The following is a 13713-nucleotide window of genomic DNA, read 5'->3' on the forward strand; positions in this document are numbered from 1 at the left end:
CCCCCCAGATACGCAGCAAGACAGTTTCAGCTTAACCGTTGGCGTGTTATGATGTACTATACTTGTAACACATCCTAAAGGAACGACATGAGCGACGCCACATTCACTTTTAGGGTCGATGTAGCACTGAAAAGCGACTTTTCTACCGCCGCAAAAGCCCGCGACCGCAGTGCTGCGCAGCTACTACGCGACTTCATGCGGGATTTCGTCCGACAGCAGGAGGAAGCGGCCGCGCATGACGCCTGGTTTCGTCGTGAGGTACAAACAGGTCTGGACTCAGCCAATGCCGGCGACGTCATTCCGGCAGCCGAAGTGGAAGCCGAAGCTGAAGCCTGGCGGGCTGAAACACGCCGGAAAATGTCCCGCGTTACCAGATCGTGAAGTTGGTCTGGACAAGGCCGGCGCACACTGACAGAAAGAAAATACGGGAATACATCGCGCAGCACGCACCGATGGCAGCATTGGCTCTCGATGAACTTTTTTCAGAGAAAGCAGCCCTGTTGCTCCACCATCCCGGCTTGGGGCGGACCGGCCGGGTACCCGGCACCCGCGAACTAGTCGCGCACCGGAATTACATCTTGATTTATGACACTGCCAGCGACACTGTACGTATTCTGCGCGTGCTACACGCTGCCAGACAGTGGCCACCACACCACACAGCAAAGGTGCTGTTGGAAGGGGTTGACGCGTTCGGCGCTTACTCACTACTGCCGGAAGAACGTGAATGGATCGACGCGCCACCCGCTGGCCGGGAATGGCTCCATGACGAAAATTGAAGGGCATGGAAAATATAGTTGATCAAGGAACAAACAGTGAAAATCGAAAATGCGAAAAATACGGAGTATCAGCAGCTTATCGAAATATGGGAATCCTCGGTCCGGGCAACGCACGATTTCCTGGATGAGAGTGACCTTATTGAGCTGAAGTCTCTTATTCTGGATCAGTATTTCGACGCGGTTGAGTTGAGCGTTGCCAGGGCCGATGAGGGCGAACTATTAGGGTTTTGTGGCGTGCGCGATGGCAATATTGAGATGCTATTCGTTGCTCCGAAAGCACGCGGTAACGGCGTCGGGCCGTTGCTTATCCGGCATGCGATAAGCTCCGGGGGTGCTACCAGGGTGGATGTAAACGAGCAGAACGAGCAAGCGCTGGGATTCTATAAGCATCTTGGCTTTGAGGTGATTGGGCGTTCCCCTTTTGATGGCCAGGGCAAGCCTTATCCGCTTCTGCATATGCGACTGGTCGCGTGAAACGCCATTGCCCTATAGTCCGGATACCGGACCTGAAAAGGCGGTCAGGTCAAATTGGCCGTCTTTATCATTAACTCAATTGCTCATTTACTGTGAGCGCCCGGTCCAGATCGTTCAGCCGGATTGCACCGAGATATGTGTCCGTGTATTTGCGATGAACACGATATGTCAATGAACGATTCTGTTTCGTTTATTGTGATTTCGTTTATTTCGAATAAACTTAATCTTGAGGTTGTCCCACTACTCAGGATTTAAAATGGTCACGGTCAAAAACCGCCATTTCTTCGTCGGTCAATTTCACCTTGCGCCCGATGTCTGCCAGCAGATCTCCCAGCTTTACCCGACCTTCCGGCTTCACTGCGGTAGCCAGAATTTCGCACATTTCAGCTTGCAATGTACGACCGTTCTGCGCCGCCCTAACCAGGATGGCACGATGCACCTCTTCCGGCACATTCCTTATCGTTACCGCTCTCATGTCTCCAACTTCCTATTGATTGCTGTGAAATCAATTGTACCAACTGCATAAGCATATCAACGGCAACCGACCACGTCCCTTTCGCTGGCTCATCCTTCTTTCTTCGCGCTCAACTCCACTTGTAGCTTAGCTTTGCGACGGGCACGTATAATCAGGATTACGGCGACAAGGAGACCAAATATTGAAATTCATTCTGGCAATACTGCCGTTAGTGGCGCTTATCGCGCTGGCCGTCACTTTCCCAAAATGGCGACGTCGAAACAAAGGTGCAGAAGGATCCAGGGAGCTGCGCAAGATATCGCAAACCACCAAAACCTTTCGTCCAGGCAAAGATTGGCAGTTATTACCCACGAATTATTACTTCGATGATGAAAATTTCTATGAAATTCAGGTGGAGGTAAATACGCCTGTACCACTGAGCGCGATTACCAAAGTCGAGCGGGACAGTATCAAAGTGAACAACCGTTCTTTCTGGATAGTCACTTACACGGTCGATGGGCGGACGAAACAGGTGCGGTTTAGACACAACTACACGCTGTTCAATACGGCATTTGCCGATTTCCTCGATGCGGTTAAACGCGCAAATCCTGAGGCCAGCGTGCGCGAATTGAGCGCGTTTAGCTTCTAACAACAATACGGTGCCAGCCGCGTCGGCACCGTTGCCAAAACGCATTTCCCCAACACCAAGAAAACACCATGCACCGCTGGCAATTCTGCGGCATGCGTTTAATTTTTCTGAATTTTGGTCACTCATAGTGAGTAAAATTCAGTTTTAATAAACCCTTGTCGAGTGGAAAGAGTTTATTGAATATAAAAAAGATCACGCTAAGTGACTTTTTTAGAAAAAAACAAACGCAACAATATTCAGAAGCAACTGCTTTGCCAGAGGTTTCTCGATACCGTGCCTGGCATCACCCGCGCGATCATGATATCGGCGCTTTTTCGAGATATGGCTTTCAAATACTATGAAAAATGCCATTGATGATGTAAGCAATATCATCAATGGCATTCAATTTTATTTATTTAAATCAATAAATTAGAAAACAGCCCTCACTCCCACTCAATCGTCGCCGGCGGCTTGCTGGACACATCATAAACAACCCGGTTAATACCGCGCACTTCATTGATAATACGAGAAGACACGCGCCCCAGTAGTGGATAAGGCAGTTGCGCCCAGTCGGCCGTCATGAAATCGGATGTTTGCACCGCGCGCAGCGCTACGACATAATCATAAGTACGACCATCACCCATCACGCCGACCGACTTGACCGGCAGGAATACAGCAAACGCCTGAGAGGTCAGGTCGTACCAGGATTTGCCTGATGCTTCATCAACGGTATTGCGCAGTTCTTCAATAAAGATTGCATCGGCCTTGCGCAGCAGATCAGCATATTCTTTCTTGACTTCACCCAGGATACGCACGCCCAGACCCGGACCGGGGAATGGGTGACGGTATACCATATGGTGCGGCAAGCCTAGCGCAATGCCCAGTTCGCGTACTTCATCCTTGAACAGTTCGCGCAAAGGCTCCAGCAATTGCAGGTTCAGCGTTTCAGGCAGGCCGCCCACATTATGATGAGATTTGATGGCAACAGCCTTACCGGTTTTGGCGCCGGCCGATTCAATCACATCGGGATAGATGGTGCCCTGAGCCAGCCAGCGTGCACTTTTGCGTTTACTGGCTTCATCCTGGAATACTTCAACAAATTCCTTACCGATAATTTTGCGTTTTTTCTCAGGATCGGTTTCGCCGGCCAGTTTGCTCATAAAGGCTTCAGTGGCGTCCACATGAATCACGTTCACGCCCAGATGCTCACCAAAAATCTTCATGACCTGCTCTGCCTCATTCAGACGTAGCAGACCGTGATCCACAAAGACGCAGGTAAGCTGATCGCCAATGGCTTTGTGAATCAGCGCTGCGGCAACCGAGGAATCCACACCGCCAGACAGACCAAGAATGACATCATCGCTTCCCACCTGCTCACGAATACGCGCGACTGCCTCTTCCACATAGTCGGGCATGTTCCAGTCATTAGTGCAACCACAAATGTCATTGACAAAACGGTTCAGCAATGCCCGGCCCTGGGTTGTATGCGTGACTTCAGGGTGAAACTGTACGCCGTAGAAATGGCGGGTTTCATCGGCCATACCGGCAATTGGGCAGGATGGAGTAGACGCCATCAGCACAAAGCCCTGGGGCAGCTCGGTCACCTTGTCGCCATGACTCATCCAGACCTTGAGCATGCCATGGCCTTCTGGCGTAACAAAATCGGCAATATCTTTAAGCAGAGCAGTATGGCCATGGGCGCGCACTTCCGCGTAACCGAATTCGCGATGATCGGACCAGCTAACTTTACCGCCCAGTTGCGACGCCATGGCCTGCATGCCGTAACAGATACCCAGCACAGGTACACCCAGCTCAAATACTTGTTGCGGTACTTTGAGCGAGGCTTCATCATAAGCAGATGAGTGGCTGCCGGACAGAATCACGCCCTTCAGGCCCAGGCTCTGCTGCTCAGCCAAAAAAGCCGCATCAACATCACCGGGATGAATTTCACAAAACACCCCGGCTTCGCGCACGCGCCGTGCAATAAGTTGGGTAACCTGTGAACCGTAATCGAGAATCAGAATCCGCTGATGCATGCTATATCCGCCTGAGGACAAAAGAAAAGAAATTGGAAGACGATATTATAATGGCTGCGCGCCCCAAATCCGTGTCAAACCCTGACTGCGCATAAGATGGAACAGTATCAATGACGAATGATCGAAATCAACCTCTTGCCAACCCTGCTTCTCCAGCAAAAACCTTTATGCTGGTGCATGGCGCCTGGCACGGCGCGTGGGTCTGGCATGAGGTTGCGCAATGCCTGCGAAATCAGGGGCATATTGTTTACACCCCCACACTAACAGGCCTGGGAGATCGTGCCGCCGAGCTTTCGGCAGATATTTCACTCGAAACGTTTATCAAGGATATAGAAACAGCGATATTACATCCGCAATCAGCACCTGCGCTTGTCGCTACACCCGACGCCGACGCTGCCGAAGCACTTAGCAATGTCATTCTGGTCGGCCACAGTTTTGCCGGTCTGGTGATCAGCGGTGTGGCCGATCACATTGCCGATCACCTGAACCGCCTGATTTACCTGGATGCGTTTGTACTGCCCTCGGGACAATCCACTTTTGCCACCTTACCCGAAAAAGTAGTCAATGCGCTGACGGCATCTGCCCAGGCTCATCGTGGCTATGGCATTCCCGTACCTGATCCGATACATCTGGGTATTCCGGCCGACACAGACCAATATACCTTTGCTCGCGGGAAATTAACGCCACATCCGATCAACACCTACGCCAGCGCACTCTCACTGAACGCACCATTAGGTGCCGGCGTGAAAAAAATCTATCTGGCCTGCACCGCTCCACCCTATAAGCCGGTGGCCGCAACGCATGACTGGGTCAGGAGTCAGCCCGACTGGATATGGGATGAGCTGAGCAGTTCCCACTCCGCCCCTTTACTGGCGCCGAAAATGGTGGCTGAAAAACTGCTGGCGCTAACGGCGTTGTGATAAAACAGCGGACAGCAAAAAACCCGGGACTGCTATAAACAATACCGGGTTTCGATGCCAAACTATCCAGATAGCCAGTGAGCCACGATCAGCGCAGATACGCTGGCTGCACGCCATTTATTCGGCGCGGTAGTTTGGCGCCTCTTTAGTGATTTGTACATCGTGGACATGCGATTCACGTACACCCGCAGAGGTAATCTCCACAAACTGCGGTACTGTGCGCATATCATCGATTGTCGCGCAACCACAATATCCCATTGAAGCACGGATACCACCCACCAGTTGGTAAATGATTGCCAGCACACTGCCTTTATATGGCACGCGGCCTTCAATACCTTCCGGTACCAGTTTATCTGCATTGTTGGCAGGATCCTGGAAATAACGATCGGCAGAGCCTTTTTCCATGGCACCCAGACTACCCATACCGCGGTAGGACTTATAGGAACGCCCCTGGAACAAGACCACTTCGCCAGGAGACTCTTCAGTACCGGCGAACATGCCACCCATCATGCAGGCAAACGCCCCGGCAACCAGCGCCTTGGATACATCGCCGGAATAACGAATACCACCATCGGCGATAAGCGGCACACCTGTACCTTCCAGTTCCTTGGCCACATCGGAGATGGCAGTGATTTGAGGCACGCCGACACCGGCCACGATCCGCGTGGTGCAGATTGAACCCGGGCCAATACCTACTTTGACACCGTCAGCACCGGCTTCAACCAATGCTCTGGCGGCTTCGGCGGTCGCAATATTGCCGCCAATTACATCAATTTCAGGGAAGTTCTCCTTAACCCAGCGCACGCGATCCAGCACACCCTGAGAGTGGCCGTGTGCAGTATCCACAATAATGACGTCGACATCGGCAGCAGCAAGCTTGCGTACGCGCTCTTCTGTACCCTCGCCCACGCCAACGGCCGCACCCACACGCAATTGACCGAATTCGTCTTTGCAGGCGTTGGGATGTTCCGTATTCTTGACGATATCCTTGACCGTCGCCAGGCCACGCAATTCAAAATTGTCGTTGACGATCAGAACCCGTTCCAGACGATACTTATGCATCAGGGCCTGAGCTTCACTCAGCGTACCCCCTTCATGCATGGTGATCAGCCGTTCCTTGGGCGTCATCACAGATGTGAGTGGCACATCAAGCCGATCTTCAAAACGCAGATCGCGATTGGTCACAATACCAACTACCTTGCCGTTATCCACCACGGGCAAACCGGAGATGCCATGCTTTTTCTGCAGAGCAATCGCGTCGCGTACCTTCATATCGGATGTAACCGACACTGGGTCGATAACAATGCCGAATTCATGGCGTTTGACTCGGGCCACTTCTGCTGCCTGCTCGTCTGCAGTCATGTTCTTGTGGATAATCCCGATTCCGCCTTCCTGAGCCATTGCAATGGCCAGACGTGATTCGGTAACCGTATCCATGGCAGCTGAGACCAGCGGAATATTCAGAGTGATATTACGGGTAAGTTTGGTTTTGAGAGACGTGTCGCGTGGCAACACATTTGAGTACGCGGGTACCAGAAGAACATCGTCAAAGGTAAGCGCTTTTTGAATGAGACGCATGAAATAACTCCGGGCGCAAAGCAAAATTATACGCTTGCGCCCGGACGGAATCAACCGCGTTCGCCCAAACAGCGAGAAATTTCCCGCTGCGGCCGCCGCTTTCTATCCAATTGCCACACGGGCGTTCATGAACATCCGCATCCAGGGTGTGTAGTCGCCACCGGAATCCTGCTCGCCCCAGCTGTCCGGGTGCCAGGACATCATGACATTGCGCGTTACCCTTTCCGGGTGCGGCATCATAATGGTGAAGCGGCCATCTGCCGTGGTAACCGAGGCAATCCCCTGCGGACTGCCATTGGGGTTGGCCGGATAGGCTTCTGTGACAAAGCCCGCGTTCGATACATACCGCAAGGCGGTTTGCACCGTGTTGATATTACCCTGCAGGCCAAAATCAGCAAAACCTTCACCGTGCGCCACGGCTATCGGCAGACGGCTGCCCTGCATGCCGTTAAAGAAGATGGATGGGGAGGCTTCAATCTGCACCAGACTCAGACGGGCTTCGTACTTGGCCGATTGGTTATACGTAAACCGCGGCCAATCCTGCGCGCCAGGAATCATATCGGCCAGCGTGGCCAGCATCTGGCAACCATTGCACACACCCAATGCAAATACATCGGGCCGTGCAAAGAAAGCGGCAAATTGCGCAGACAAGGCCGAATTGAACCGGATGGTGCGTGCCCACCCTTCGCCGGCGCCAAGCACGTCGCCGTAACTGAATCCCCCTACTGCCACCATGGCCTGATAGTCGTTGAGCGAGGTGCGGCCGGACAGCAGGTCTGTCATGTGCACGTCGTAGGCATCAAAGCCAGCCTTGTCGAAGGCCCAGGCCATTTCTACCTGGCTGTTGCAGCCCTGTTCGCGCAAGATGGCAATTTTCGGACGTATGCCACTTGAAATAAACGGTGCGGCAAGCGGCTCTTGGGGGTCAAAGCCGATAACAGTATTCAGCCCGGGATCTTCGCGCTCGTCCCAGCTATTGAACTCGGCCAGGGCGCTGGCCGGGTTATCACGGCGCTTCATGATTTCATAAGTAACCTGACTCCAGGCCTTGCCCAGCTCCACACGATCCAGACCAAAAATGCGGCGTCCATCACGGTAAAACTCGATCTGATCAGACGTATTCGGCGCACCAATTACATTTGAAATACGGGACAGCCCCGCTTCACGCAAGGCCTGCAATACCAGGTCGCGCTGTTCGGCACGCACCTGAATGACCGCACCGGCCTCTTCGTTGAACAGCGCCTTGACCGTCAATTCGTCGCGCTGCACCGCCACCTGTTCAGGGCGAATTTTATAATCACCCCAGTCCGCTGAGGTTTCGTCAAACGTCAACATATCCAGATTGATGGATACGCCCACATGGCCCGCGAAAGCCATTTCGGCGACCGTGGCAAGCAGACCGCCATCGGAACGGTCATGATAGGCCAGGATCATCCCGCGCTCAACCAGCGAGCGGATGGTAAGGAAAAAGGTTTTAAGCAGTTCAGGATCGTCCAGATCGGGCACTTCAGAACCGTATTGGTCAATCACATTTGACAGCACCGAGCCGGCCAGACGTTGCCGGCCCTGCCCCAGATCCAGCAAAATCAATGCCGTGTCGCCCTGATCTGTCACCAGCTGCGGCGTCAGGGTTTTGCGTGTATCGGCCACCGGAGCAAAAGCAGTGATAACCAACGAAACCGGCGCAACCACTTCTTTAGCCTGATCCTGCTCATCCCAGCGGGTGCGCATGGATAAGGAATCCTTACCCACAGGAATGGACAGACCGATAGTCTGGCATAGGGTTGACACAGCGTTCACCGTATCAAACAGCGCTGCATCCTGACCCTCGAAACCGCAAGCAGCCATCCAGTTGGCGGACAGCTTGATATCTTCCAGTGCTGCCACATCTGCAGCAGCCAGATTGGTTAACGCTTCGGCAACGGCCATACGGCCGGATGCGGGCGCGTTACCAATGGCCAGCGGTGTGCGCTCGCCCATCGCCATGGCTTCGCCGCGCACGGATTCATAATCAGCCAGCGTAACGGCGCAATCGGCTACAGGCACCTGCCATGGGCCAACCATCTGATCTCTTGAACACAGCCCGCCCACCGTACGATCGCCAATCGTAATCAGAAATGATTTGCTGGCCACCGTGGGGTGACGCATGACCTGCAATGAAATGTCTGCCAGATCCAGGCCGGTCACGTCCATTGGCACCAGCTTGCGCGCTTTGTGCTCGGCCTGGCGTTGCATACGAGGCAATTTACCCAGAATCACGTCCATTGGCATATCAACAGGTGCGGGGCCCGCTGCCTGCGAATCAGCCTTCGTATCGGCGAACCCCGGCAGGCCCTGACCGTCGGAGACGGTAAGCTGGCGCTCTACCGTGGTGACGCCAACAACGGCGAACGGGCAGCGTTCGCGTACGGCAATGGCTTCGAAACGCGCCAGGTCGTCTGGCAGAATAGCCAGCACATAACGTTCCTGTGCTTCATTGCTCCAGATTTCCGCAGCCGATAAACCGGACTCTTCCAGATGAACCCGCTGCAGGTCAAAAATCGCGCCGCGACCGGCGTCATTGACCAGCTCGGGAAAGGCGTTAGACAAACCACCCGCACCCACATCATGAATCGCAATGATCGGGTTATTCTCTTTCAACTGCCAGCAGCGATCAATCACTTCCTGGGCACGGCGCTCCAGCTCCGGGTTGCCGCGCTGCACCGAATCGAAATCAAGCTGTGCGGTATTGGCGCCAGCGCTCATGGACGAGGCCGCACTGCCCCCCATCCCAATCCGCATGCCGGGCCCGCCAAGCTGGATCAGCAGTGCCTGCCCCGGTATGACGTCTTTGTGTGTGAGTGCGGCATCAATGCTGCCCAGGCCACCTGCAATCATAATGGGCTTGTGATACCCCCAGCGTACGCCATCAACCGTTTGTTCGAACGTACGGAAATAGCCCAGCAGGTTCGGTCTGCCGAATTCGTTATTGAATGCAGCGCCGCCAATAGGTCCTTCAATCATGATATCCAGCGGACTGGCGATCCGGTCAGGCAGCCCATAGGGCGTGGCTTCACGCGACTCGGCAATGTCCGGCAGATTCAGATTGGACACGGTAAAGCCCGTGAGGCCTGCTTTAGGCTTGGAGCCCCGCCCGGTTGCGCCTTCGTCACGGATTTCGCCACCGGCACCGGTAGCCGCACCCGGAAATGGTGCGATGGCCGTTGGGTGATTGTGCGTTTCCACCTTCATAAGGGTGTGAGTGACGCGTGTTTCGCTACCGTACCTGGGTGCCGCGGCAACCTGGCCGTTTGCGCTGAAGCTGGCAAAAAACCGGCTAGCGGGCCCGCCTTCCATGACCGCAGCGTTATCGGAATAGGCAACCACAGTGCCTTTGGGCTGCGCCGCATGTGTCTTGCGGATCATGCCGAACAGGGTGTCTTCTTTTTTCTCGCCGTCGATTTCCCAACTGGCGTTAAAGATTTTATGGCGGCAGTGTTCGCTGTTTGCCTGCGCAAACATCATCAGTTCGACGTCGGTGGGATCACGACCTAAATCACTGAACGAGGTAAGCAGATAATCTATTTCCATGGGTGACAAGGCCAGGCCCAGACTGTCATTGGCCTCTTCCAGCGCTGCCCTGCCACGCGCCTGCAGCGGAATGTGCGCAAGCGGCTTGCCCGGCAATGTCTGCATTAATATTGAAGCATCAAAGGCCGCGTCCACGACCGTTTCTGTCATTCGGTCATGAACAAGCGCCGCAATCTGCGACAACTGCTCTGGTGAAAGTTTTTTGGCGCCCAGCAGCCCTTTTTTCGGAACAAAGCGGTATTCAATGCCCCGCTCTATGCGCCTGACGGCTGATAAACCACAATTGTGGGCAATATCGGTTGCCTTGCTGGCCCACGGTGACAGCGTCCCCAGACGCGGCAGCACCCGCAATACCAGCGCATCCTGCGCCGCCTCGCTTGCCACTGTAGTACCATAATCCAGTAATTGGCTCAACCGCTGCTGGTCTTCCTGCGGCATGACGCCCTGAGTGAAAACGTGATGTTCGTAACGGGCAGTCACGTCCTGCACAGGCAACCCGGCCTGGGACAGCGCCGCCAGCAGGCGCTCTTTCTGAAACGAGGTCAATGCGGCACAGCCGTATGCAATCTGGTGCTGATGTTGAGTATCTGACACAATAAAAACCGGAGTAAATGAAAATTGCCTGAACAGGAAAGCGCTATTTTATCGCCCCTGACCCTCACTCATGCGCAATAACCATGCAATTGCGATATTTACCGCAGCGCCTGAGCAAAAAAACGCCCCGCCGGCCGCCCGTTTCCCACAAGAAAATATTTGATACAATTTAACCAAATTTAGCCAAATATAGCTGAATTTGCAATCAATTTCCCTCTTCGTCTTTTAAAGCGGACCTAAAACACAAGCCGCCACCTGCGTCACCTACTTAACAGTAAATTTAGATATCGCCTCTAACTCATTAATAAATATATTTTTTTTCAAATCTTATTTATAATTGCGCTGACCCTGATCTAATTTGCTCGCGACGAACCTATGCAAAAATTTCTTAAAAAAACCCTGACCGCATGCCTGGCCGTGGCGCTGGCTACCGGTTCTATTGTACCTGTTTCCAGCTTCGCCCAGGAAGACGACGGCAGCCAGGGCTATGATGTACTGCCATCAGCCGCCACCGTTGTGGGCCAGGCAGACAATGGCGGCATTGTTCGTTCCCAGGTCGCCTATGTCGTCGACCTGACCGATAACCGCATACTATATTCAAAAAATGCCGATGTGATCCGGCCCATTGCGTCGATCAGCAAACTGATGACCGCGCTGATCATCACCACTGCTAATCTGAACATGAACGAACAGATTATCGTTACGGCAGATGATATTGATCGCGTCAAAAAATCATCCTCGCGCCTGTCAGTAGGCACAATATTGACACGTACTGAACTGCTGCATCTGGCCCTTATGTCTTCGGAAAACCGGGCGGCTCATGCACTGGCCCGAACCTACCCGGGCGGCATGGACGCGTTTATCCGCGAAATGAATGCCAAAGCGCGTCAATTGGGCATGACCCGAACCCGTTTTGTTGAGCCCACGGGATTGTCGCCGCAGAATGTATCCTCTCCCCGCGATCTGGTGCGATTGATGCAGGCAGTACACCAGCAGCCGCTTATTCGCGAATACACAACCAGCGACAAGTATGAAATCGTGACCAGCAATGGGCGAGAACAGCGTTACCGCAATACCAATCGCCTGATCCGCAATAGCAACTGGAATATCCACATTTCAAAAACCGGCTACATCCGTGAAGCCGGCGACTGCCTCGTCATGATGACTGAAATGGATCGTCGTCCGGTAGCCGTGGTATTGCTCAATGCAGATGGCGGACTGACCCGTTTCGCAGACGCGGTTCGAGTACGCCATATGGTGCAGCAGGATTACCCCACCCTGCTATAACTGTTCTTACAGTCGAGCCGGATGGCAACCACAACCCCTGCCGTCCGGGCGCATTATTTAATGCAATGATGCAGGCGGCACCTCGTCCTGTTCCTTATCATCGCCAGACTCCGCCGCGTAACGCCAGTATCGCAATGGCACGCAGGTTTTGAGTCTTTCAAACATTTTTCCAATCAGCACCTCACTAAACGAATCAGCCGAATTCATGGCGATGTCAATCGTCGCATCGGCCTGCAGCAGCGCCATTCGTTCGTGCGCCTCGCGAGCCTGCGTGGACGGCACTGCCATATCCCTGTCCGCATGCAACAGATGAATCGTTGTATCCAGCGACAGATCCAGCGGATACGCCGGAAATGCCGCGCCAAACGTAATGATCCTGCCGGCTATTGGCTGCTCCAGCAAGGTGAGACCCAGCACCAGCGATCCCGCAAGGCCCACGCCGACCACGGCTGTAGCTTCACTCAATACCCCCTGCTTGTTCTGACCCATCTGAATGTCATGTTCCAGCGACTTGATGCTTTCTGCCAGGCGTGGAGCCAGTTGCACCGTAGCAGACACATCCGCTTCCGAACTTTCGGCGGCGGGCCATTGCAGGTCCTCTTCCAGGGCAACCACAGCAAGCTGAATCACAGCATCAGGAAATTCAGCCCGGATAGTGCCTAACAAAAATGGCATATTCGTTAACTGCTCGCTCTCTTCATGCAGTATGTAAAACAGCTGACCGTGGGCGCCGCCTTCCGGGAGAAGAATCTGGGAAGTCTTTATTTCCGTCATATATATCTCCGAAAAAGTTATGCCATAATATGAAACTAATCTTACCATTCCCGGAATAAATTCATGTCTTCTTCCCTCAAAATAGCAATATCAGATGCCGTCAAGGACGCCATGCGCGCCAAGCAGACAGCACGACTGGGCACACTGCGATTTCTGCAGGCCGCTATCAAACAGAAAGAAATCGACGAACGCATTGAACTGAATGACGACCAGGTGCTGGCCATCGTCGAAAAACAGGTCAAGCAACGCAAGGAATCTATCACCGCGTTTGAAAATGCCGGTCGTACTGAAACCGCCGAAGCAGAAAAGGCCGAGCTTGAAGTGTTGCGGGAATTCCTGCCGGAAGAAGCATCAGAACAGGAAGTGACCGAGGCAATTGACGCTGCGCTTACGCAGGTGACAGCTGACGGCGTGACGGGTCCGGCAATCATGGGCAAGGCCATGGCCGTTCTCAAGCAAAAGCTGGCAGGCCGCACAGACATGGCGGAACTGTCAAAGCGCCTGAAAGACCGGCTTAAACCCTGAATCGCTTCATTGAAAAATCACACCCGGTCGTTGCTGCGATATATGGCTTATCTGTTTGCACACACCGGGCGTCCCCATACTCCCCGGCACCCGCCCT

At 53.7% G+C, this 13713-nt stretch carries 12 protein-coding genes; 7 read left to right on the plus strand and 5 right to left on the minus strand.

Annotated features, from left to right (window positions below; genetic code table 11):
- Positions 1 to 87 precede the first annotated feature (87 nt).
- From MIM_RS11320 to MIM_RS11330, 3 genes are read left to right on the plus strand one after another with little or no spacing between them, the layout of a single operon-like run.
- Positions 88 to 381, plus strand: a complete 294-nt coding sequence (locus MIM_RS11320) for a CopG family ribbon-helix-helix protein (protein ID WP_025372872.1) — start codon at positions 88 to 90, stop codon at positions 379 to 381.
- Positions 378 to 776, plus strand: coding sequence for a type II toxin-antitoxin system RelE/ParE family toxin (locus MIM_RS11325; RefSeq protein WP_025372873.1), 399 nt, complete (start codon positions 378 to 380; stop codon positions 774 to 776). Before MIM_RS11320 ends, MIM_RS11325 begins: the two co-directional genes overlap by 4 nt.
- A gap of 36 nt (positions 777 to 812) precedes the next feature.
- Complete coding sequence (locus MIM_RS11330) at positions 813 to 1250, plus strand: acetyltransferase (RefSeq protein ID WP_025372874.1); 438 nt, start codon at positions 813 to 815, stop codon at positions 1248 to 1250.
- A gap of 244 nt (positions 1251 to 1494) precedes the next feature.
- Here MIM_RS11330 and MIM_RS11335 read toward each other — a convergent pair whose 3' ends face one another.
- Positions 1495 to 1725 carry a FitA-like ribbon-helix-helix domain-containing protein gene (locus tag MIM_RS11335; RefSeq protein WP_084458978.1) on the minus strand — a complete coding sequence of 77 codons (231 nt, stop codon included), beginning with the start codon at positions 1723 to 1725 and terminating at the stop codon, positions 1495 to 1497.
- A 181-nt stretch (positions 1726 to 1906) separates the two neighbouring features.
- On the opposite strand from MIM_RS11335, the gene MIM_RS11340 reads away from it, so the two are divergent.
- Positions 1907 to 2353, plus strand: coding sequence for a hypothetical protein (locus tag MIM_RS11340; protein ID WP_025372876.1), 447 nt, complete (start codon positions 1907 to 1909; stop codon positions 2351 to 2353).
- A 422-nt stretch (positions 2354 to 2775) separates the two neighbouring features.
- Here the strand turns inward: MIM_RS11340 and guaA are convergent, their stop codons facing one another.
- Positions 2776 to 4368, minus strand: a complete 1593-nt coding sequence (gene guaA, locus MIM_RS11345; protein ID WP_025372877.1) for a glutamine-hydrolyzing GMP synthase — start codon at positions 4366 to 4368, stop codon at positions 2776 to 2778.
- Between the two features lie 110 nt (positions 4369 to 4478).
- Between guaA and MIM_RS11350 the strand changes: the two genes are divergently transcribed.
- Positions 4479 to 5288 (plus strand): alpha/beta hydrolase, encoded by an 810-nt coding sequence (locus tag MIM_RS11350; protein ID WP_025372878.1) that lies wholly within the window; start codon positions 4479 to 4481, stop codon positions 5286 to 5288.
- Positions 5289 to 5405: 117 nt separating this feature from the next.
- On the opposite strand, the gene guaB is transcribed toward MIM_RS11350, so the two are convergent.
- Together guaB and purL are read right to left on the minus strand one after the other, a co-directional pair.
- Positions 5406 to 6866, minus strand: a complete 1461-nt coding sequence (guaB, locus tag MIM_RS11355; RefSeq protein WP_025372879.1) for an IMP dehydrogenase — start codon at positions 6864 to 6866, stop codon at positions 5406 to 5408.
- Between the two features lie 102 nt (positions 6867 to 6968).
- A complete protein-coding gene (gene purL, locus MIM_RS11360) occupies positions 6969 to 11033 on the minus strand; it encodes a phosphoribosylformylglycinamidine synthase (protein ID WP_407638160.1) in 4065 nt (1354 codons plus the stop codon).
- Between the two features lie 372 nt (positions 11034 to 11405).
- Between purL and pbpG the strand changes: the two genes are divergently transcribed.
- The gene (gene pbpG / locus MIM_RS11365; RefSeq protein ID WP_025372881.1) at positions 11406 to 12317 is read left to right on the plus strand and encodes a D-alanyl-D-alanine endopeptidase; all 912 of its coding nucleotides are present in this window, start codon (positions 11406 to 11408) and stop codon (positions 12315 to 12317) included.
- A 57-nt stretch (positions 12318 to 12374) separates the two neighbouring features.
- Here the strand turns inward: pbpG and MIM_RS22130 are convergent, their stop codons facing one another.
- Positions 12375 to 13091, minus strand: a complete 717-nt coding sequence (locus MIM_RS22130; protein WP_025372882.1) for an alpha/beta hydrolase family protein — start codon at positions 13089 to 13091, stop codon at positions 12375 to 12377.
- 63 nt (positions 13092 to 13154) lie between these two features.
- Between MIM_RS22130 and MIM_RS11375 the strand changes: the two genes are divergently transcribed.
- The gene (locus tag MIM_RS11375) at positions 13155 to 13616 is read left to right on the plus strand and encodes a GatB/YqeY domain-containing protein (protein WP_025372883.1); all 462 of its coding nucleotides are present in this window, start codon (positions 13155 to 13157) and stop codon (positions 13614 to 13616) included.
- Positions 13617 to 13713: the final 97 nt, after the last annotated feature.

The organism is Advenella mimigardefordensis DPN7 (assembly GCF_000521505.1).
GTDB lineage: Bacteria > Pseudomonadota > Gammaproteobacteria > Burkholderiales > Burkholderiaceae_B > Advenella > Advenella mimigardefordensis.

Excerpts from the sequence above, each read along its gene's own strand:
- MIM_RS11350 (WP_025372878.1), top strand. The coding sequence starts at position 4,479 with ATGACGAATGATCGAAATCAACCTCTTGCCAACCCTGCTTCTCCAGCA.
- guaA (WP_025372877.1), bottom strand. The coding sequence starts at position 4,368 with ATGCATCAGCGGATTCTGATTCTCGATTACGGTTCACAGGTTACCCAA.
- MIM_RS11320 (WP_025372872.1), top strand. The coding sequence starts at position 88 with ATGAGCGACGCCACATTCACTTTTAGGGTCGATGTAGCACTGAAAAGC.
- pbpG (WP_025372881.1), top strand. The coding sequence starts at position 11,406 with ATGCAAAAATTTCTTAAAAAAACCCTGACCGCATGCCTGGCCGTGGCG.
- MIM_RS11335 (WP_084458978.1), bottom strand. The coding sequence starts at position 1,725 with ATGAGAGCGGTAACGATAAGGAATGTGCCGGAAGAGGTGCATCGTGCC.
- guaB (WP_025372879.1), bottom strand. The coding sequence starts at position 6,866 with ATGCGTCTCATTCAAAAAGCGCTTACCTTTGACGATGTTCTTCTGGTA.
- MIM_RS22130 (WP_025372882.1), bottom strand. The coding sequence starts at position 13,091 with ATGACGGAAATAAAGACTTCCCAGATTCTTCTCCCGGAAGGCGGCGCC.
- MIM_RS11375 (WP_025372883.1), top strand. The coding sequence starts at position 13,155 with ATGTCTTCTTCCCTCAAAATAGCAATATCAGATGCCGTCAAGGACGCC.